The organism is Actinoallomurus spadix (assembly GCF_024055725.1).
Classification (GTDB): Bacteria; Actinomycetota; Actinomycetes; order Streptosporangiales; family Streptosporangiaceae; genus Actinoallomurus; species Actinoallomurus spadix.
On the sequence record NZ_JAMXMX010000011.1, the window covers coordinates 37,448 to 57,079 of the forward strand.

The following is a 19,632-nucleotide window of genomic DNA, read 5'->3' on the forward strand; positions in this document are numbered from 1 at the left end:
TCACCGCGCGCGGCGGCCCGTCAGGCCGCGGGAGCCGTCTTGACGTAGGTCACCGCGACGTTGAGGTAGGTCGCGAGGCCGTAGTCGTGGCCTCGGATGGCGAGCAGGTTGCAGCAGTCCAGGTATTTGGACGGGACGACGACGTCGATCGCACCGGCCTTGCAGTTGCCGCTCTTGACGGTCTGGAGAAGATGGCCGTTGAGGTAGACGCTCGCGTCGTTGTCCACGGTCCCCTGAATGCGGACCTGCTGGGCGTCCCGCGGGATGTGCACCCAATGGCGTACGAGGAGGTCCGTGTTGACGGCCCAGCGGGTCTTGACGCTAACGGGATTGTTCCACCGGCACGTGCCGTTGACGGTCCCGAATCCCTCCTGTCCGGCGGGCCAGCCGCTGTCGTCGAAGCTCCGGTCGGCGAAGAGGGGCTCGTCGGCCGCCGGCGGCACCTGCAGGTACCTCCAGTCGGTGCTGTTGTAGCCGAGCGCGGTGACCACGGTCTGCCGCTTCCCGGCCGGCGAGGCGGACGCGGACGCCGTAGTGGCCAGAGCCATGGCGGCCAGCAGCGAGCCGGCCGCAAGGCCCACGGGCAGGAAGCGCAAGGACTTCGTCGACATGACAGCCTTTCGTCGATTGTGCGGAGATGTCGCGATCCGGCCGATTTCGTCGGTCCGACGGCCATTCCTGCGTACGCGATGCCGGCGGCCCGACCGGCGGGATGCGAGGAGAGCGAACCACGCCGCCGCCGACGGCGAACGAATCCGCCATCGCGATTGGCCGATCTTTGCGCGAAGGATGCTCCCCGCTAGTGCGGTGCCCGCATGGTTCCCCGGACCCGGTCACCGGCGACCTCCAGCAGGATCCGCACCAGGTCCTGCGGGACGTCGCGCATGAGGTTGTGGCCGCTCGGCAGGGCGTGCGTCGTCCAGGCGGCGTCGTCGCGCAGCCGTTCGTAGACGGCGGTGAACGGGGACGGCCCCTCCCATCCCGCCGCGTAGGCATAGGCCCTGCGCCGGACGTGCGCCAGGTCGCCCGTCAGCCGGAGCGGCTGCAGCAGCGAGGCGAGCGGGTGCGCCGTGGCGCGCGGGTCGAAGAACGGCAGCGGCCGTACCGCGTATCCGGTGTCCACCACGTCCATGTACCAGTCGCGTTCCTGGTCCGACACGAGCGTCCAGCAGGAGTCGCCGTCTCCGGGAACCATGCCGTCCAGGTAGACCAGAGAGCCGACGCGGTCGGGCGCGCGGTCGGCCACGCCGGTGATCACCATTCCGCCATAACTGTGGCCGACCAGGATCGCGTCCCGGATGTCCTCGGCCGCGAGCACGCCGGTCACGTCCTGGATGTGGGTCTCGAGGTTGACCCCGCCGTGCAGCAGATGGGCGCGCTCGGCGAGCCCGGTGAGTGTCAGGGGGTGGACCGCGTGCCCTCGGGCGCGAAGCTCTCCGGTGAGCTCCTCGAAGCACCAGCCGCCGTGGCACATCCCGGGGATGAGCACGAAGTTCGCCATCGTCTCGTTTCCTCTTCCTCTAGAAGGAGTCGTGGCCCACGGTGCGGCCGGGAGCACCCTCCGCCGCGTGGGCCTCTTGCCGTGCCGTCCCGGTGGCGACCGGGGGCGTGCCGGGACGCCTCCGGGTCCCGGCGGCGGCGATCCCGGCCGCCCCGGCGCACAGGATCGCGGTCCAGGCCAGGGTGGCCTCGGTGGAGGTGTGGTCGGCGACCACCCCCGCGATCCATGGCCCGGCCGTCTGCCCGGCGGCGAACACGGTGGTGAACGCCGCGAGAGTGGCGGTCCGGTCCACGGGCCGGATGTCGCGCTTGATGAGCGCGGTGACGGCGGCGGGGACACCCATGAACGTCGCGCCGTAGCAGAGCGCGGAGGCCAGGATGACCGATGGCGCGGAGGAGGTCAGCGCCAGCGCCGCTCCACCGGCGAGGAGCGCGAGCAGGACCGTCAGGGCCCGAGCGCCGGGCCACTGAGCGGTCGGGCGGCTCCACAGCGCGGGCGCCGCCACCACTGCCAGGCCCAGCACCGTCCAGGTGAGCACGACCTGCCCGCGCGAGGCGTCTCGGTCGGTCAGGTAGGCCGACAGGAACGTGATGTAGGTGATGTATCCGGCGGCGAACAGCAGGTAGGCGAGGGCGGGCCTCCAGAGCGCGCCGAGGCGGGCCCGGCCGGCCGTCGCCGCCCGTACGTCCTCGTCCGTGCCCGTCGCCGTCCAGCCGGCCACCGTCGCCAGCGCGGCGGCGCCGGCCAGGACGCCCCAGGCGAGGCGCCAGTGGCCGGCCAGTACCGGGATGCTCACGCCGCTGATCACGATGCCCAGGCCGGCGCCGGCGAAGTACACGGTGATGGGCGTGCCGGAGACCGTACGGGTGGCGGCGCGTGAGGCGATCACCCCGCCGGCGACGAACACCACCGCCCCGGTGGCCCCGGCCACGGTTCGCACGGCCAGCAGCGCCAGGTAGTCGTCGCTCGCGGCGGTGGCGGCCAGCGACACGGCCGTGAGGGCCATGCCCGCCCGGAAGGCCGTAGCGGCGCCCCAGCGGCGGACGACGCCGGCGGTCATCAGCGCACCGAGCAGATATCCCACCCCGTTGGCCGCGCCCATGGCCCCTGCCTGGCCCAGGCTCCAGCGCAGATCCTCCCGCATGGCCGGCAGCAGCAGGCCGTAGGCGAAGCGCGCCAACCCCAGCGCCGAGGCGGTGCCGAGCGCCAGCCGGGCCATCTGCCACCTCGGTGGCCTCGATGATCGCATGCCGAACTCCGAAATCGAACCGATCGGTACGATCTCGGACGATAGCAGTGATCGAACCGAGCGGTACCATCGAGAGCATGCCGGTTCTCAAGGGCTCGACGATCGACCCGGCGCGCACCCGCGCCGCCATCCTGGAGGCGGCCACTCCCCTGCTGTACGAGCGCGGTCTCGACGGCATCGGCGTCGCCGAGCTGTGTGCCCGGCTCGGGGTCTCCAAGGAGACGCTCTACCGTCACTTCGGCACGAAGGACGGCCTCGTACAGGCCATGCTGGAGGCGCGCAGCGAGCGGGTGACCCGATGGATGGCCGAGGCCGTCGCCGCCGCAGGACAGGACCCCGCCGGCCAGCTCGCCGCGGTGTTCGACGCCCTCCAGGCGTGGTACGACGACCCGGCCTTCCGTGGCTGCGCGATGCTGAACGCCGCCGCTCAGCACCACGTCGAGCCCGTGCGCGCCATCACCGCGCGCCACCTGGACCGCTACCTCGACCTCCTGACCGGCATCGCCGAGCGCGCCGGGGCCGCCGACCCGCCGGTCCTGGGGCGGCAGTGGCTCATGCTCGTCGAAGGGGCGACCGTCGTCGCCGCGCACCACGACGCGGCCGGCGCGGGTGAGCACGCCCGCCGGGCCGCGCTCGCCCTGCTGCCCGCCGCCCGGACCGGCCCCCAGGGCTGACCCGCCGGGCCGGTCCCGTCAGACCGGTCCCGTCAGGCCGGAACCGTACGAATGAGCACCAGCGAACCCTCCAGGTACGGCTGCCGGCGCAGGGCGCCGTGGCGACGGTCCCAGTCGCCCGACTCCAGGTCGTTCCGGAGCCGCTCGACGTACTCCGCGCGCAGGGCCGGGTCGACGAAGCTCCACGCCGAGCAGGCCTGCCGCGCCCCGGGGTCGAGCAGGCGCTCCGGGCGCGCGTAGTACGCCTCGTTGAACCCGTCGGTGCAGTCGGCGGGGATGGGCACCGGCCGCACCGACGCCTCGCCGCCCAGGACCTCGATGATGTCGCCGATCGCCGGGTACCGCCGGGCCTCGGTGTCCAGCACCAACGGCGCGTACTCATGCAGCCAGAAGTTCCGGACCAGGTCCGGGTCGCAGGTCAGGATGACGACGGGCCCGCGCGCGACGCGCCGCATCTCCCGCATCGAGCCTTCCACATCACCACCAGCCTCGGGAACGCATTATCCGGATGCCCGGAGCACTGGATCGCGCTGATTCGGGTAGCGTCCCGCGCGTGCGGCTTCACGTGGGATGTGCGATGTGGACCCATGCGCCATGGCAGAAGCGATTCCTGCCTCATCCGCTTCCTCCGCAGGAACGGTTGAAGGCGTACGCGACCTGGTGCAACGCGGTCGAGGGGAACACCACCTTCTATGCCGTTCCGGCACGGGACACGGTCGAGACCTGGGCGCGGCAGACCGGCCCGGACTTTCGTTTCGTCCTGAAGATGCCCAAGGCGATCACGCATGACCGCCGCCTCGGGGACGTCGGCGCGGAGGTCCGCTCGTTCCTGCAGGCGATCGAGCCGCTCGGGCCACGCGCCCACGCCCTGTGGATTCAGCTTCCGGCGGCGTTCGTGCCTGCGGACGTCGAGGTCCTGGCCGGGTTCCTGCGCCGGCTCCCTCCGTCGTACCGGTACGCCGTCGAGGTCCGCCACCGGGCCTTCTTCGAGGACGAGCGGTCGGCGCGGCTGCTGGAGAGGGCGCTCGCGAACGTCGGCGCGGAGTGGATCCCGTTCGACACCACGACGCTCTTCCGTACGCCGCCGACGAGCGACATGGAACGTGACGCGTGGACGCGTAAGCCCCGAGTGGCGCGGCGCACGACCGCCCTCACCGACCGGCCGATCGTGCGCTACCTGGGCCGCGACTCCGTGGACGAGACGGTCGCGGGCTGGCGCGGATGGGTGGGCCAGGTCGCCGAGTGGCTGCGGGAAGGGCGTTCACCGACGGTCTTCATCCACACCCCGGACAACGCCGAGGCGCTGCCGCTCGCCCGCCGGTTCCACAATGACGTACGCGCCCGGGTCCCGGAACTCGAGCCGCTGCCGGACCCGACGCGTGCTCCCGCCGAACCGCCGACCCTTTTCTGACGGAAGGCCTGGCGACCGGTACGGAGCGCATTTACACAGGGCATACTCAGTGAGTGTGGACGTCCTCTTCGATTCCCCCGTCGTACGGGTGCGCCAACCCGGAAGAATCCTGCCTACCCAGGCGAGATACGAAATCCTCGGCGACAGGCGGGATCGCCTCGCGTTCGCCGAGGAGACCGACCGGCGTACGCGTCTGCAAATGCTGAAGGCGACCCTGCCGACCGCGCCGCCACCGGACGCGCGGATCCTCACGGTCACCGACGCCGACGACCAGGCGATCCTGCTGCTGACCCGGCATCCGAACGGGCGGCTCGCCGAGGTCCACCGGCCGGACGGCACCCTGGTCGGCCGGATCCTCGCGACCGGGACGACCCGCCACTACTCGCTCACCGACGACCAGGACCAGGTCGTGGCGACCGCCGTCGGGGAGCTGTCGCTCAAGCACTTCCAGGTCACCGCGCCCTCGGGAGCCCGGATCGCCCACGTGAGCAAGACCTGGGCGGGCCCGGTCAAGGAGTGGCTCACACCGTCCGACCACTACAAGATCGAGTTCACCCGGGACATCTCCGAACCGGCCCGCACCCTCATCGTCATGATGACCATCATGCTCGACCTGTCCCTGTTCGGGCCGATGTGAGCGGCGCGTTTCAGCGGATGAGGGAGATCACCAGGGTCGCGACGCCGGCCGCCGCATAGAGGCCGATGGCGGCGGCGACCGTCCGGTACCGGCGCTCCGGCGGCCGGCCCAGCGCCGTCAGCAACACCGCGAGGGCGGGGAGCACGACGACCGCGTGCAGGGTGAGGCCGTGCACCCACTTCAGCGATCCGGCCGTGTCGTACGCCTCCTGCCGGTGGCCGGAGCGGATCAGCACCTCCCCCTTGGCGATCATGGCCGCTCCGGTCGCCATGCCTGCGAGCAGCAGCCCGAACCCCGCCCGCAGCGCCAGCCGCAGGTCCGCCGGGCCGCGCGTCCTCCCCCGGAAGGCCGTGATCGCCAGGGCGCCGAGCACGACGATGAGGACCGCGCCGCCGAACGCCAGGCTCATGGCGATCACCGTGTTCAGCGGCGTCTCGGTGTTGAAGTGCGACGGGACGTGTCTCCAAGCCTGCACCGTGATGCCGGCGACCTCGAGCACGCAGTCGGCCGCGAAGACGCCGAGGAGCCACGCCCGTGCGCGCGGGCTCAGCAGCAGGTGGGACGCGACCCAGGTGATCGAGATCAGCGTCAGCCCGAACGACAGGCCGAACGTCGTCGGCTTGCGCCAGGACACCGGCCCCTCCCACGGTCCGCCTTGTACCAGGAACACCCCGAAGTGGAAGATCCCCGACACCATCAGCGCGGCGCCGATGAGGTGGCAGAGGCGCTCGATCCGCCGGCGACCCGCCCAGTGGGCGCGGACCCGGCCGAGGATCGCACCGCTCGGAACCGCACCGGCCGGTCCGGTGCCCTGTGGGACGGTCGATGGGACTGACATGCGCTTCGCCTCTCCTTCGCTCCCCGAAGGATGGCCGGGCGGTCCCGGGCGGGGCGTCGAGCCGGCGGAGGCAGTACCGCTGCGCCACGTGGTGCAGGCCACCGGCGCGCCGGCTACTCCGAGCGGAGTACGGGCCCGCCGGGTCAGCCGCCGGGTGCCTTGGCGGGGCCGGCCCAGATGCCGCGGACGTGGCGCAGGTGGTGGCGCATCAGCGTCTGGGCGCCCTCGACGTCGCCGCGCGCGATGACGTCGAGCAGGGTCAGGTGCTCGCGCGCCGAGGGCAGCAACTCGCCGCGTTCGGCGAGCCTGGGCACGCCGTACAGGCGTGAGCGGTGCCGCAGTTCGCGGACCACCTCGACCAGCTGCGCGTTGCCGGCCAGGGCGAGCAGCTCCAGGTGGAAGGTCTGGTCGGCCTCGATGTAGGCGAGGATGTCGCGGCGTTCCGCGGCGGCCACGATGGCCTCCGCCATCGGGCGCAGCCTCTCGACCCCGTCGGGTGAGGCGGCGACCCGGCCGACGGTCGGCACCTCGATGAGCGCCCGCACCTCGGTGATGTCGTCCAGGTCCCGGTCGGACAACTCGGTGACCCGGAACCCCTTGTTCCGGACGACGGTGACCAGGCCCTCCTTCACCAGGTCCAGCATCGCCTCGCGAACGGGAGTGGGCGAGACGCCGAACCGCTCGGCCAGCGCGGGCGCGGAGTAGACGACGCCGGGACGCATCTCCCCGGCGACGAGCGAGGCACGCAGCGCCTGCGCGATCTGGTCGCGGACGTTCTGCCGCACGCCCAGTGACGGCAGGTTCAGCTCGTTCATGCCCGTCCTCTCCTCCGGCCTCGGAGAACGATCCTCCCAGGGGACACCGATGCCTCATGCAGGGGCTCGGCGTGTCACCACGGGTATCGCCGCACCCCCCGCCCCGGTCGTGACCGGCTCCGGTGAGCCGGCCACGACGCGTGGAGCCGGATCAGGCGACACCGCCGAGGTAGGCCTCGACGACGCGGGAGTCGGCGGCCAGGTCCGCCGCCGGGCCATCGAGCACACAGCGGCCGTTCTCGATGACGTAGCCCCGGTTGGCGATCTTGAGCGCGGCCTTGGCGTTCTGCTCGACGAGCAGGACGGCGGTGCCGGCCTCGTTGATGTCGCGGATGACGTCCATGACCGCCGCGACGATCAGCGGCGCCAGGCCCATCGACGGCTCGTCGAGCATCAGCAGCCGGGGGCCGGCGACGAGCGCCCGGCCGATGGCGAGCATCTGCTGCTCGCCGCCGGACAGGGTGCCGCCCTGCTGCGCGCGCCGTTCGGCGAGCTTCGGCAGCAGGGTGTACGCCCGGTCGACACGGCGGGCCAGCTCCTTGGCGTCGCGTACGAGGTAGCCGCCGAGAAGGAGGTTCTCGTGCACCGTCAGGGTGCTGAAGATCCGCCGTCCCTCCGGGACGTGGACCAGGCCGCGCCCGACGATCTTCGGCGGCGGCTCGCGGGTGATGTCGTCGCCCTCGTACGTGATCCGCCCGGCCCCGGCCCGTACCAGCCCGGACACGGCCGACAGCGTCGTCGTCTTGCCGGCGCCGTTGTTGCCGAGCAGCGCGACGATCTCACCCTCGCCCACGGTGAGCGACAGCCCGCGCAGGGCCTGAACGCCGCCGTAGCCCACCTCCAGGTCACTCACCTCGAGCACCGCCGACCTCCTCTCTGGCCGCCTCGACCTCCGCCTCGTCGGCGTCCCGCCCGAGGTACGCCTCGATCACCGCCGGATCGCCGCGGACCTGCTCGGGCGGGCCGTCGGCGATCTCCCTGCCGAAGTTGAGCACGACGACCCGGTCGGAGACCTCCATGACCAGGCCCATGTCGTGCTCGATCAGCGCGATGGCGATGCCGAGGTCGCGGATCCGCCGGATCAGGTCGAGCAGCTCGGCCTTCTCACCGTGGTTGAGGCCGGCCGCGGGCTCGTCGAGCAGCAGCAGCTTCGGGCGGCGGGCCAGCGCGCGGGCGATCTCCACCCGGCGCTGCTCACCGTACGGCAGGTTCCGTACGAGGCCGGCCCGGTCGCCGCGGAGGCCGACGAAGTCGAGCCACTTGTTCGCCTCCTCGGTGCCCTCGCGCTCGCTGCGGCGGTACCGCGGCGTGTGCAGCAGCGCATCGACGACCCGCTGGCGCAGCCACAGGTGCGTGCCGGCCCGCACGTTGTCCAGCACCGACATCTCGCCGAACACCCGCAGGTTCTGGAACGTGCGCGAGACGCCCCGCGCGGCGATCAGCGAGGGCCGCCGCCCGGTCACGTCCGCGCCGTCGATCCGGATCCGGCCCGCCGTGGGCTTGTAGAACCCGGTGACGCAGTTGAACGCCGACGTCTTGCCCGCGCCGTTCGGGCCGATCACCGAGACGATCTCACCCGCGCCGACGCCGAACGACAGCCCGTCCACGGCCAGCACGCCGCCGAAGGACAGCCGAAGGTCCTCGACTTCCAGCATCACCGCTCCCTCGATCGATGCGGCCACAGGCCCTGCGGCCGGGCGATCATCACAATGATCAGCAGCACGCCGAAGGCGAAGAACCGGTAGTCGGCCAGGCCGCGCAGCACCTCCGGCAGCAGGCTGATCACGATCGCGCCGAGCACCACGCCGGGCGTGGAGCCCATGCCGCCGAGCACGACCGCCATCAGCACGAGCGCCGACTGCAGGAACGTGAAGCTGGCCGGTGAGATCGCCGACAGCTGCGCCGCGAACAGCACACCGGCCAGGCCGCCCCAGACCGCGCCCGCGATGTAGGCGGCCAGCTTCACCTTGTACGTGTTGATGCCCATCGCCTCGGCGGCGTCCTCGTCCTCGCGGACGAACCGCCACGCCCGGCCGAGCCGGGACCGGCCGAGCCGCGCCGCGAGCAGCACGGCGACGGCGACGATGAGCAGCACCGCGTAGTAGAAGACGACCTGGCTGGACGTCGCGTCGCCGAACAGGCCGGGGATGCCGTAGATGCCGGACGGGCCGCCGGTGATGCTCAGGTTGTTCGCGGTGATCCGGATGATCTCCCCGAAACCGAGCGTCACGATCGCCAGGTAGTCGCTGCGCAGCCGGAGCGTCGGCCCGCCGATGATGACGCCCGCGAGCACCGTCACGACGATGACCGCCGGGACCGTCGCCAGCAGCGGGATCTTCAGCTCGGTGGACAGCACGCCGCTGGTGTAGGCGCCGACCGCGAAGAACGCGGCGTACCCCAGGTCGAGCAGGCCGCAGTAGCCGACGACGATGTTCAGCCCCACGGCGAGCATCACGAAGACGACCGCGCTGGTCATCACGTCCATCGCGTACGGCGTGGCGATGACGAACGGCGCGAGCAGCCCGATCGCCAGGCCCGCCCAGCCGAGATGCCGGCTCTCCAGGAACCGCGTGACGAACGTCGGGCCCCGGCCCTTCACCGGCTTCACCGGCGGGTCCTGCACCGTGTCGCTCATACGCGCTCCGTGACGCGTTCGCCGAGCAGGCCGGTGGGCCGCACGGTCAGGAACAGGATGAGGAAGGCGAACGCGAAGACGTCGCGCCACTGCCCGCCGACGAAATGCGTCCCGAACGACTCGAGCAGGCCGAGCAGCAGACCGCCGAGCATCGTGCCCGGGATGTTGCCGATCCCGCCGATGACCGCCGCGGTGAACGCCTTGAGCCCGATGATGAAGCCCATCAGGAAGTCGATCTTCCCGTAGTAGCCGCCGGCCATGACACCCGCCGCCCCGGCGAGCGCCGAGCCGATGAAGAACGTCCGGGAGATCACCTTGTCGACGTCGATGCCCATGAGCAGGCACGCCTTCGGATCCTGGGCGATGGCCCGCATGGCGCGGCCCTGCCGGGTCCGGGTGATCAGAAGGTTCAGCGCGACCATGAGGACGATGGAGACCGCCATCAGGGCGAGCTGCTGCCAGGTGATCAGCGCACCGAGGACGTGCAGCGCAGTCCCGTCGAGCCGGACCTGATAGACCTTCGGGTTCGGCCCGGCGACGATGCGGGTGCCGTACTCCAGGGCGAACGACGCGCCGACCGCGGTGATCAGCAGCGACAGCCGGGGCGCGCCGCGCAGCGGCCGGTAGGCGACCCGCTCGATGACGACGCCGGACAGGCCGGTCGCCACCATCGTGAGGATCAGCACGACGAACAGGGCGACGAGCGAGGAGGACCTCACCAGCCCGCCCATCGCCCCGAGCATCGCGAAGCCGCTGAACGCGCCGAGCATGTACAGGTCGCCGTGGGCGAAGTTGAGCAGCTTGATGATGCCGTACACCATGCTGTAGCCCAGTGCGACCAAGGCGTAGAACGAGCCGACGAACAGGCCGTTCCAGATCAGCTGTGACATGGGCAGGGGCCTACTTCAGCGCGTCCTGGAGCACGAACTTGCCGTTCTTGACGACCAGGATCACGAAGCCGCCGCTGGTGAGCGTGTGCCGGTCGGTGAACTTCAGCGGGCCGGAGAACAGCTGCAGCCCGTTGATGCCCTCCAGCGCCGTGACGAGCTTGTCGCCGTCGGTACCGCCGGCCTTCTTGATGGCCTCGGCCGCGGCCCGGACGGCGTCGTAGGACTGGGTGGAGTACGGCCCGGGGTCGGCGCCGAACTTCTGCTTGTAGGTGGCGATCCAGTTCTCCGCGCCCTGGATGGTGTCCGGGGTCTGGGTCATCGTGGCGTACGCGCCCTCGCCGGCGCTCCCACCGGCGATCTTGACGAGCTTGGCGTCCACCGAGCCGTCGGCGACCATGAACTTCCCCTTGTACCCGGCCTGGCGGAGCTGCCGCAGGATCAGGCCGCCCTCCTGGTAGTAGCCGGTCCAGTAGACGAAGTCCGGCTTCGACCGCAGCAGGTTGGTGACGTTCGCCGAGTAGTCGCTCTCACCCGGGTTCACCGCGTCCAGCGCCGCCTTGTCGGGACCGCCGGGCTTGTCGAGTTCGGCGGCGGTGCGCACCGCGATGTCCTTGGAGTAGGACGTGTTGTCGTGCAGGAGCGCGACCTTCTTCGCCCCGCTCTTGGTCATCCAGGTCATCGCGGCGACGGCCTGCTGGTCGCCGGTGCCGTTGACGAAGAACACGTGCTTGAGCTTCTGGTCGACCAGCTCCGTCGAGTTGGCCGCCGGGATGATCATCGGGATCTTGCGGCGGTCGAAGACGGGCAGCGTGGGAAGGGTCGCGCCCGAGCAGTACCCGCCGACCGACACGGCGACGCCCGCGGCGACCAGCTTGTTCGCGGCGGCGACCGCCGTCTTCGGATCGCAGGCGTCGTCCTCGGCGCGCAGTTGCAGCTTGCGGCCGTTCACCCCGCCCTTCGCGTTGATCTCGTCGATCGCCATCTGGGCGCCGTTCTTCATGTACGGACCGATGTCGGCGCTGCTGCCGGACAGGGGGATGTCCATCCCGAGCAGGATGGGGCCCTTGTCCTTCTTGCTGTCGCCGCCGAGCACGCCCTGGCCACAGGCCGAGGCGGTCAGAGCGGTCGCCGCCAGCGCGACGCCGAGCGCTGCTTTCCTCATCATTGGGGATCTCCGATGCGTGAGCGACGGGTAGGGGGAGATGGCGGCGCGGCCGGGACGGCCGCGCCGCGTCGGACGGTCGGGTTCGGGAGGGGGTCTCAGGAGCGAGGGGTCAGAGGAGGAACCCCTCGGGGAAGGGATCGTCGGGGTCGAGGAGGTACTGCGCCGTGCCGGTCACCCAGGCCCGGCCGGTGATGGCGGGCACGATCGCGGGCCGCGAGCCGCCGACGGTCGTCTCCTCGGCGATCCGGCCGATGAACCGGCTGCCGATGAACGACTCGTTGACGAACTCCGCGCCCGGGGCCAGTTCGCCGCGCGCGTGCAGCTGGGCGAGCCGGGCGGAGGTGCCGGTGCCGCACGGCGAGCGATCGAACCACCCCGGGTGGATCGCCATCGCGTGCCGGGAGTGCTTGGCGTCCGAGCCGGGCGCGACGAACTGCACGTGATGGCAGCCCGCGATGTCGGGGTTCTCCGGGTGCACGGGGCGGCGCTGCTCGTTGATCGCCGCCATCGTCGCCAGGCCGGCGGTGAGGATGTCGTTCTTGCGGTCCCGGTCGAACGGCAGCCCGACCCGCTCGATCGGCAGGATCGCGTAGAAGTTGCCGCCGTAGGCCATGTCGTACGTGACGGGCCCGATGCCCGGCACGTCGACGGTCTGGTCGAGGGCGTCGGCGAACGACGGGACGTTCCGGATCGTCACGCTCCTCGCCGCGCCGCCGCGCACCTCCACCTCGGCGACGACGAGCCCGGCGGGCGTGTCCAGCCGGATCGTGGTGACCGGCTCGGCGACCTCGACCATCCCGGTCTCGACCAGCACGGTGGCGACCCCGATCGTGCCGTGCCCGCACATCGGCAGGCAGCCGGACACCTCGATGTACAGCACGCCGTAGTCGGCGTCCGGCCGGGTCGGCGGCTGAAGGATGGCGCCGCTCATCGACGCGTGCCCGCGCGGCTCGTACATCAGCAGCGTGCGGATGTGGTCGAGGTGCTCCATGAAGTACGCGCGCCGCTCGAACATCGTCGCGCCGGGGATGACGCCGACGCCGCCGGTGACGACGCGGGTCGGCATCCCCTCGGTGTGCGAGTCCACGGCGTGGAACACATGCTTGCTACGCATTGCTCTCCAGGTGCGCGGCGGCCTCCGTGGCGGCCCGCACGGTCGCGGCCTGCTCCTCGGTCAGCGGGAGGCGGGGCGGGCGGCAGGGACCGCCGTACCCTCCCATGACGTCCATCGACAGCTTGATCGCCTGGACGAACTCCGTCCGGGAGTCCCAGCGCAGCAGCGGGTGCAGCGCGCGGTACAGCGGCAGCGCCCGTTCCAGGTCGCCCGCGACGGCCGCCCGGTACAGCGCGACGCTCGCCTTCGGCAGGGCGTTGGGGTACCCGGCGACCCAGCCCTTCGCGCCGGCGATGGCCAGCTCCAGCGTCACGTCGTCCGCGCCGATCAGCAGGTCCAGCTCGGGGGCCAGCTCGGCGATCCGGTAGGCGCGCCGCACGTCGCCGCTGAACTCCTTGACCGCGACAATGTGCCCGGCCTCGTGCAGGCGGGCCAGGAGCTCCGGGGTCAGGTCCACCTTCGTGTCGTACGGGTTGTTGTACGCGACGATCGGCATGCCCGCCTTGGCGACCTCGGCGTAGTGGGCCTCGACGATCCGGTCGTCCGCGCGGTAGGCGTTGGGCGGGAGCAGGAGGACCGCGGCCGCGCCCGCCTCGGCGGCCTGCTCGGCCCAGCGCCGCGAGTCGGCGGAGCCGTACGCCGCGACACCCGGGACGACCCGGTCGCCGCCGATCGCCTCGACGGCGGTCCGCACGACCCGCGCCCGCTCCTCAGGGGTGAGGTTCTGGTACTCGCCGAGCGAGCCGTTGGGGCACACGCCGTCGCAGCCGGCGTCGACCAGCGCGCGGACGTGCTCGGCGTAGCGGTCGAAGTCGACCGACAGGTCCTCGCGCAACGGCAGCGCGGTGGCGACGAGGACGCCGTGCCAGGGCTTACGGGGGACACTCATGCGGTACTCCCTTAATGCGATGTGACATTTCACGTTGGACCGAGCGGGGCCGTCAAGATCTCGCAGGACTCGTGATACGTCCGTTATGCCGGTTTGACCGGACGGTTTCCGAGACGCAGCGGCCGGACGCGGCCCTCCCATCCGGCGCCGTTCGCCGTGCTCACGTCATGGCTGGTCGTCGGTGGCGAGGTCGCCGAGGCGCAGCGGCTGGGCGAGCGGCCGGCGTGCGATTCCCCGGAGGTCGTCGGCGCCGGGCAGCCGGCCGCAGACCCCCGCCGCGAGCCAGGCGGTCGCGTAACCGCACACCCGGCCCTGGCACCAGCCCATGCCGGCCCGGCTGAGGAGCTTGGCCGAGCGCGGATCGGTCGCGCCGAGCTCCGCCGCCTCGGCCAGCCGCCCGCGGGTCACCTCCTCGCACCGGCAGACGAGCGTGTCGTCCCGGAGCCGGTCCATCCAGCCGGGACGGACCGGATAGGCCGCGTGCATCGCCCCGGCGAACGCGCGCAGCCGCCGCCGTCGCGCCAGCAGCCGCTGGACGTCCGCCGGGTCCGGCGCGACGCCGCCCGCCGCCTCCGCGACGGCCAGCCCGGCCAGTTCCCCCTCGACGAGCGACAACTGCGCGCCGCCGACCCCGGTGGTCTCCCCCGCCGCGTACACGCCGGGCACGCTCGTGCGCTGCGTCACGTCCACCGCCACGATGAGGCTGCCGTCGGCGTCCATCCGGGTGGCGCAGCCGAGCTGCAGGGGGATCTCCAGCTGCGGCGTGAAGCCATAGCCGACCGCGACCGTGTCGCACGCGATGACCCGCTCGCGCACCGGCGCCCAGTCCCGGTCGAGGCGGGCGACGGTGACCGCCTCGATCCGGTCGTCCCCGTGCGCGGCGACGACGGCGTGGCCGGTGCGGTACGGGATCCGGTGCCGCGCCAGCAGCGCGGCGTACCCAGCGCCCTCCCGCGCCTTGCCCGGATGCCGCGCGACGTGCCGGGCGAAGCCGTACGGGCGGTTCGCCTCGAAGACGCCGGCGACCGTCGCGCCGGCCCGGGCCAGGCCGGTGGCCACGGGGAGCAGGAATGGGCCGGTGCCCGCCACGACGATCCTCTTCCCCGCCGGGACGCGGTCGCCCTTCAGCAGCGCCTGCGCGCCGCCCGCGGTGAGCACGCCCGGCAGGTCCCAGCCGGGGAACGGCAGCGACCGGTCGTGCGCCCCCGTCGCGACCACCACCGCCCGCGCGTCGATCCGGACCGGCCGCTCGTCGCGGTCGCCGGCGAGGGCGTGCACGGTGAACCCGTCCTCCACGTGCCACACCCGGTGGCCCGGCAGGTACGTGAGGCGGTCGAGCGCGTCCCGGAGCCGTACGAAGGCGTCCCAGTCGTGGTGGAGGCGGCCCGTTTCGGCGGCGTGGTGCCGGTAGAACTGCCCGCCGGGACGCCGTCCCGCGTCGATCAGCGCGACGTCCAGCCCGGCCGTCGCGGCCGCCACCGCCGCCGCCAGGCCCGCCGGGCCCGCGCCGATCACCACCACGTCACGCATCCCGGCCACCGCCCTCCACCACGTCGCCCTCCCGTGCCTCGACCATGCACGCCCGCAGCGACGGGCGTCCGTTCACGGTGATCAGGCAGTCGAAGCACACGCCGATCCCGCAGTACAGCCCGCGCGGCCGCCCGCCGGACCGGGTCGTCCGCCAGGACCGGATGCCCGCGGCGGTCAGGGCCGCGCCGATGCTCTGACCCGGGTGGAACGGCACCGGCCGCCCCTCGAAGACGATCTGGCTCATGGCTGCTCCGGGAAACGGTCAGGGCGGAACGGATGCAGGTCGAAGTCCGGCCGCGCGCCGGTGAGGGACTGGGCGATCAGGTGACCGGTCGCCGCCGCCAGGCCGATCCCGGCGCCCTCGTGGCCGCAGGCGTGCAGCAGCCCCTCGGCGCGCGGGTCGGGGCCGATGACCGGCAGGTGGTCGGGGCAGTACGGCCGGAACCCGCAGTAGGCGCGGATCGCCGCGACGTCGGCGAGCACCGGGAACAGGCGGATCGCCTGGCGGGCCAGCCGCCGCAGCGCCGCCGTCGACAGCGTGCGGTCGAAACCGACCCGCTCACGGGTGGCGCCGATGAGGATCGTGCCGGCCGGGGTGCCCTCGACGACCGCGGAGGACTCCAGTCCCTCGTCGTCGCTCGCGACGTTCGCGACGTACTCGGCGGCGTACACCTTGTGCCGGATCAGCGGCGGCAGCGGCTCGGTGACGAGGATGAACCCCCGGCGCGGCAGAATCGGGACGTTCACCCCGGCCAGGGCCGCCACCTCCCCGCCCCACGTGCCGGCGGCGTTGACGACCGCCCCGGCGGCGAGGTCGCCCCGGTCGGTGCGGACCCCGGTGACCCGGGCCCCGCTCCGCGACATCCCGGTCACGGTGACGCCCGTGCGGACCTCTGCCCCGGACGCGCGCAGCAGGTGGGCGGCGGCCAGCATCGGCTGGACCTGCGCGTCCTGGGGGTAGAACATCCCGCCGGCCAGGTCGGGCGCCAGGTGCGGCTCGTAACCGGTCAGCTCGGCGGCGGGGACCTCGACCGCCTCGACGCCCGAGGCCCGCTGCCGCGCGGCCAGCCCGGCGAGCCCGGCCGCGCCCTCCTCGGTCTCGGCGACGACCAGGCCGCCCTTCGGCTCGTACTCGACGGCCGCGCCGAGCCCGTCCTCGGCGGCCAGCTCCGCCCACCGAGCGGACGACAGGACGGCGAGGTCGAGCTCCGGCCCGGGCTCCTTGTCGGAGACGAGGAGGTTGCCCTCCCCCGCCCCGGTGGTGCCTCCGGCCACCGCGCCGCGCTCCACGACGGTCACGGTCAGCCCGGCCCGCGCCGCGTAGTACGCGCACGCGGCACCGACGACGCCGCCGCCGACGATCACCACGTCAGCACTGCTCACGAGCGGTAAAATGTCACATGGCTCACTTGCCGCACAAGAGGGCAGTCATCGGCGAACGCCGCGCCGGGTAGGAATCCGGGGTAACGGGGCGGTCCGCTCAGGGGAGTCTCGATCACGCCGGCACCGGCCCGCGTCACCGTCGTGGCGGCGACCCGCGGCGGAACCTCCTCCGGGGGCTCGGTGCCGCGCAGCGGCCGCCCGGCGTGGATCTTCCGGTTCCAGTCGCCGACGCCGGGGCGGCGATGGCCGCCGGATGGCGGAGCAGGAAGACGAAGCGCGCGTCCGGCCAGCACTCGGCGATGCGCTCCGAGGTGCGCTCGCAGGTGACGCACGCCGCTCCCCTTACATTGTAGATTTTTATTACCCAACGCATTCAATCGATCACGATACGCTGTTACGCTGGGTCGCGTGACCGCAGAACCCCCCGCACGCCGGCACGCGCCCGGCGACTACGACCTGACCCGTGACATCGTCGGCGGGCTGCCCAACGCCCTCGTCGAGCGGTGGCGGCACACCGGCCGGACGGCCGAGGACGCGCGGCGCCTGTTGAGCGGATACGCCATCGAGGGCTACAGCGTCGTGTCGGACTCCGCGGGGCTGACGCGGCTCAGTGAGCGGTCGGCGCTCCTGGAGGTGCTGGCGCTCATCGACCGGCCGAAACGGATCCTGCACGCGTACGGCCGGGCCGCCGGCGGACGCGCCATCGGCGTGTGGGCCGCCGACAACGCCCAGATGTTCCACCCGGCCGACACGCGCGCCGCGACGCTGCTCTCGGCGCTCCTCAGCGCGCAGGACGAGATCGAGCGCGACTGCCGGGTCCGGATCGGCATCGGCGTCCACCGCGGGACCTTCAGCGAACTGGCCGGCGGGCTGTACGGCGATGAGGCCGACGGCATCGAGGAGATCGCGGAGAACCACCTGGAGGGCGGCGAGATCGCCGTGACCGCGCCGGTGGTCGAGCTCCTGCCGCCCGGTCACCCCTTCGTCCTGCGCCACAGAGACGACCTGCGGCATCCGCTCGGCCCGGTCCACCGGGTGCTCGACGGCCCGCGCCTGGAGGACGCACGTCCCGTCGAGGACGAGCGGTACCCCATCCCCTACTCCCCCGAGCTCCACGCCGACCTGCTGCGCCTCGAGCGATCCCCCGGCGAAGCCGGGCTGCTCGCCCGGCTCACCGCCCGGCATCTCCGCGAGCGGACGGTCGTCCTCGTCGAACGCGGCGCCACCTCGGCGGGCACTCCCGACCTCGCCGTCCTGAGAGGGCTGGCGCTGTCGGCCACGATGCGGGAGACGGCGCTGCGCCTGCTGCCGCCGGCCGGCGCCGTCGAGATCAAGGTCGCCGGGCCCCTGGGCATCTACCTGTTCGACGAGCCCGGTCCCGCCGTCGAGTTCGCCCTCCGGCTCCGGTCCGGCCTGGCCGAGCGCGAGATCGTGTGCCGCGTCGGCGTGGACACCGGACCGGTGCTGACCGGGGAGACGCCGGGCGGCGGCCGGGACATCGCCGGAGCTCCCGTCAACGTCGCGTCCAAGATGGCGCAGGACCTCGGGCGGCCCGGCCGCGTCTATCTCAGCGAGGCCCTGCGGGCCCACACCCACCTGGCCCGCTTCGTCCCGGTCGAGCGGCTCGTCTCCGGGGTACGCATCACGTTCTTCGAGGGCTGAGCCCTCATCGGCGCCGGGGAGGGCTCAGGGAGCGAGCGAGAGTCCTCATCGGGACACCGCGCCGCCCTCCGGCCGCCGGTAGCAGTAGCCCACCCGCCGCACGGTCACCAGGCGATCACCGTGGCGCCCGAGCTTGCGGCGCAGCCGGTGAACGTGCACGTCCACCGTCCGGGGCACGACGACCGCCGCCCCCGCCCAGATCGCGTTCATCAGATGGATGCGGGACAGCACCTTGCCGGGGCGTGCGGTCAGGTACTCCAGCAGTTCGAACTCCTGGAAGGTCAGCGACACCTCCGCGCCGTCCACCCAGACACGCCTGGCGTCACGGTCGACGACCAGGTCGTCGGGCTCCTGCTCGGCCGGCCTCCGGCCCCACGAGACGACCCCGAGGCTCCGGGGCGCGACGGGCGGCGGCCCGACGTCCGCGGCCGGAAGGAGCTGCGCGGTGATCACCACGACCTGGCCGGTGCCGGGGAGCGGGATCACCTCCACGAGACCGCCGGGCGGCAGGTCGCCCGGCGCCAGCGGAGGACCGACGTCCAGATCGGGCGACGCATCGGAAAGGTGGGGGTCGAGCTTCGCGAGCTGAAGCCGTGGCATGTCGCATTCCCTTCGTCGCCGTTCACGGACCTGTACGAGCACGCCGAGGTGGTCGTCCGGCTCGTGACGTCCAGACTGGAAGAGATTCCCTATCTTGTCAATCGGAAATATGTAGAACCTGGCAAGAAGATGGACGTGATCGGGGTTGTCGTACCATCGGCCAAGAATGACTGGGGGCCGTAAAGTTGTGACCACCATCATTCGGCGTGGAGGTGGGGACGAATGACGGCGGATCGACCAGAGGAAGCGACGCTGGACGTGGCGGTCGAGCCACGCGGCGAGTGGTCGCTGGTGCACGTGGCGGGTGAGCTGGACTACACGACCGTCGGCGGCATCCGCGACCAGCTGGACACCATGCTGTCGGCGGGTCAGGTCCGCATCGCACTCGACCTGTCCGAGCTTGAGTTCTGCGACTCGGTCGGGCTGGGCTGCTTCGTCGGTGCCTGGAAGCGCGCGCGTAAGGACGGCGGCGAGCTCCTGCTGCTCCGGCCCGCCGGGCACGTCCAGCGCATGCTCAAGATCACCGGACTCGACCGGTTCCTGTCCAGCACGGATCAGATCCCCGGCGACGCACCCACCGGTGACGCGGATCTGACGGCGGCGCGGTAAGACGCCCGGGCCTCCCCGGTCGGCCCCTTC

The 19,632-nt window shown here is 72.2% G+C and carries 22 protein-coding genes; 5 read left to right on the forward strand and 17 right to left on the reverse strand.

Translation table 11 applies throughout. The features are described 5' to 3' along the window. Positions 1–20: 20 nt before the first annotated feature. From NE235_RS18120 to NE235_RS18130, 3 genes are all read right to left on the reverse strand, one after another. A complete protein-coding gene (locus tag NE235_RS18120) occupies positions 21–611 on the reverse strand; it encodes a hypothetical protein (RefSeq protein ID WP_252804391.1) in 591 nt (196 codons plus the stop codon). A gap of 188 nt (positions 612–799) precedes the next feature. After that, the gene (locus NE235_RS18125) at positions 800–1,501 is read right to left on the reverse strand and encodes an alpha/beta fold hydrolase (RefSeq protein ID WP_252804393.1); all 702 of its coding nucleotides are present in this window, start codon (positions 1,499–1,501) and stop codon (positions 800–802) included. 19 nt (positions 1,502–1,520) lie between these two features. Continuing rightward, positions 1,521–2,720, reverse strand: coding sequence for a YbfB/YjiJ family MFS transporter (locus tag NE235_RS18130; RefSeq protein ID WP_252804395.1), 1,200 nt, complete (start codon positions 2,718–2,720; stop codon positions 1,521–1,523). Positions 2,721–2,827: 107 nt separating this feature from the next. Here NE235_RS18130 and NE235_RS18135 point away from each other — a divergent pair, with 107 nt between their 5' ends. After that, complete coding sequence (locus NE235_RS18135; protein ID WP_252804397.1) at positions 2,828–3,424, forward strand: TetR/AcrR family transcriptional regulator; 597 nt, start codon at positions 2,828–2,830, stop codon at positions 3,422–3,424. A 32-nt stretch (positions 3,425–3,456) separates the two neighbouring features. On the opposite strand, the gene NE235_RS18140 is transcribed toward NE235_RS18135, so the two are convergent. Next, on the reverse strand, positions 3,457–3,888 hold the full coding sequence (locus NE235_RS18140) for a hypothetical protein (RefSeq protein ID WP_252804398.1): 432 nt from the start codon (positions 3,886–3,888) through the stop codon (positions 3,457–3,459). A 113-nt stretch (positions 3,889–4,001) separates the two neighbouring features. On the opposite strand from NE235_RS18140, the gene NE235_RS18145 reads away from it, so the two are divergent. Together NE235_RS18145 and NE235_RS18150 are read left to right on the forward strand one after the other, a co-directional pair. Next, positions 4,002–4,835 (forward strand): DUF72 domain-containing protein, encoded by an 834-nt coding sequence (locus NE235_RS18145; RefSeq protein ID WP_252804400.1) that lies wholly within the window; start codon positions 4,002–4,004, stop codon positions 4,833–4,835. 199 nt (positions 4,836–5,034) lie between these two features. Further along, positions 5,035–5,472, forward strand: a complete 438-nt coding sequence (locus tag NE235_RS18150) for a phospholipid scramblase family protein (protein WP_252804402.1) — start codon at positions 5,035–5,037, stop codon at positions 5,470–5,472. A gap of 10 nt (positions 5,473–5,482) precedes the next feature. On the opposite strand, the gene NE235_RS18155 is transcribed toward NE235_RS18150, so the two are convergent. The 12 genes from NE235_RS18155 to NE235_RS18210 all read right to left on the reverse strand — a co-directional run bounded on the left by NE235_RS18155 (position 5,483) and on the right by NE235_RS18210 (position 16,731). Beyond that, entirely contained in the window at positions 5,483–6,310 is an 828-nt protein-coding gene (locus NE235_RS18155; RefSeq protein WP_252804405.1) for a hypothetical protein, read from the reverse strand. 143 nt (positions 6,311–6,453) lie between these two features. After that, positions 6,454–7,125 carry a GntR family transcriptional regulator gene (locus NE235_RS18160; protein ID WP_252804407.1) on the reverse strand — a complete coding sequence of 224 codons (672 nt, stop codon included), beginning with the start codon at positions 7,123–7,125 and terminating at the stop codon, positions 6,454–6,456. Positions 7,126–7,276: 151 nt separating this feature from the next. Beyond that, a complete protein-coding gene (locus tag NE235_RS18165) occupies positions 7,277–7,987 on the reverse strand; it encodes an ABC transporter ATP-binding protein (RefSeq protein WP_252804409.1) in 711 nt (236 codons plus the stop codon). Next, on the reverse strand, positions 7,971–8,780 hold the full coding sequence (locus tag NE235_RS18170; protein ID WP_252804411.1) for an ABC transporter ATP-binding protein: 810 nt from the start codon (positions 8,778–8,780) through the stop codon (positions 7,971–7,973). Before NE235_RS18170 ends, NE235_RS18165 begins: the two co-directional genes overlap by 17 nt. After that, positions 8,780–9,760: a branched-chain amino acid ABC transporter permease gene (locus NE235_RS18175; RefSeq protein ID WP_252804413.1), complete on the reverse strand. Its 981-nt coding sequence runs from the start codon at positions 9,758–9,760 to the stop codon at positions 8,780–8,782. Before NE235_RS18175 ends, NE235_RS18170 begins: the two co-directional genes overlap by 1 nt. Next, positions 9,757–10,650: a branched-chain amino acid ABC transporter permease gene (locus NE235_RS18180; RefSeq protein ID WP_252804415.1), complete on the reverse strand. Its 894-nt coding sequence runs from the start codon at positions 10,648–10,650 to the stop codon at positions 9,757–9,759. Before NE235_RS18180 ends, NE235_RS18175 begins: the two co-directional genes overlap by 4 nt. A gap of 10 nt (positions 10,651–10,660) precedes the next feature. Beyond that, positions 10,661–11,815 (reverse strand): branched-chain amino acid ABC transporter substrate-binding protein, encoded by a 1,155-nt coding sequence (locus tag NE235_RS18185; protein ID WP_252804417.1) that lies wholly within the window; start codon positions 11,813–11,815, stop codon positions 10,661–10,663. 109 nt (positions 11,816–11,924) lie between these two features. Continuing rightward, positions 11,925–12,929, reverse strand: coding sequence for a proline racemase family protein (locus tag NE235_RS18190; RefSeq protein WP_252804419.1), 1,005 nt, complete (start codon positions 12,927–12,929; stop codon positions 11,925–11,927). Then, positions 12,922–13,818 (reverse strand): dihydrodipicolinate synthase family protein, encoded by an 897-nt coding sequence (locus tag NE235_RS18195; RefSeq protein ID WP_252804421.1) that lies wholly within the window; start codon positions 13,816–13,818, stop codon positions 12,922–12,924. The genes NE235_RS18190 and NE235_RS18195 overlap by 8 nt, the downstream gene beginning before the upstream one ends. A 165-nt stretch (positions 13,819–13,983) precedes the next feature. Continuing rightward, on the reverse strand, positions 13,984–15,348 hold the full coding sequence (locus NE235_RS18200; RefSeq protein WP_252804423.1) for an FAD/NAD(P)-dependent oxidoreductase: 1,365 nt from the start codon (positions 15,346–15,348) through the stop codon (positions 13,984–13,986). Further along, complete coding sequence (locus NE235_RS18205; protein ID WP_252804425.1) at positions 15,341–15,592, reverse strand: (2Fe-2S)-binding protein; 252 nt, start codon at positions 15,590–15,592, stop codon at positions 15,341–15,343. Before NE235_RS18205 ends, NE235_RS18200 begins: the two co-directional genes overlap by 8 nt. Beyond that, on the reverse strand, positions 15,589–16,731 hold the full coding sequence (locus tag NE235_RS18210) for an NAD(P)/FAD-dependent oxidoreductase (protein WP_252804427.1): 1,143 nt from the start codon (positions 16,729–16,731) through the stop codon (positions 15,589–15,591). The genes NE235_RS18205 and NE235_RS18210 overlap by 4 nt, the downstream gene beginning before the upstream one ends. A 408-nt stretch (positions 16,732–17,139) precedes the next feature. Between NE235_RS18210 and NE235_RS18215 the strand changes: the two genes are divergently transcribed. Then, positions 17,140–18,393, forward strand: a complete 1,254-nt coding sequence (locus NE235_RS18215; RefSeq protein ID WP_252804428.1) for a nucleotidyl cyclase domain-containing protein — start codon at positions 17,140–17,142, stop codon at positions 18,391–18,393. 45 nt (positions 18,394–18,438) lie between these two features. On the opposite strand, the gene NE235_RS18220 is transcribed toward NE235_RS18215, so the two are convergent. After that, complete coding sequence (locus NE235_RS18220; RefSeq protein ID WP_252804429.1) at positions 18,439–18,993, reverse strand: winged helix-turn-helix domain-containing protein; 555 nt, start codon at positions 18,991–18,993, stop codon at positions 18,439–18,441. 222 nt (positions 18,994–19,215) lie between these two features. Here NE235_RS18220 and NE235_RS18225 point away from each other — a divergent pair, with 222 nt between their 5' ends. Next, a complete protein-coding gene (locus NE235_RS18225) occupies positions 19,216–19,602 on the forward strand; it encodes an STAS domain-containing protein (RefSeq protein WP_252804431.1) in 387 nt (128 codons plus the stop codon). Positions 19,603–19,632 lie beyond the last annotated feature (30 nt).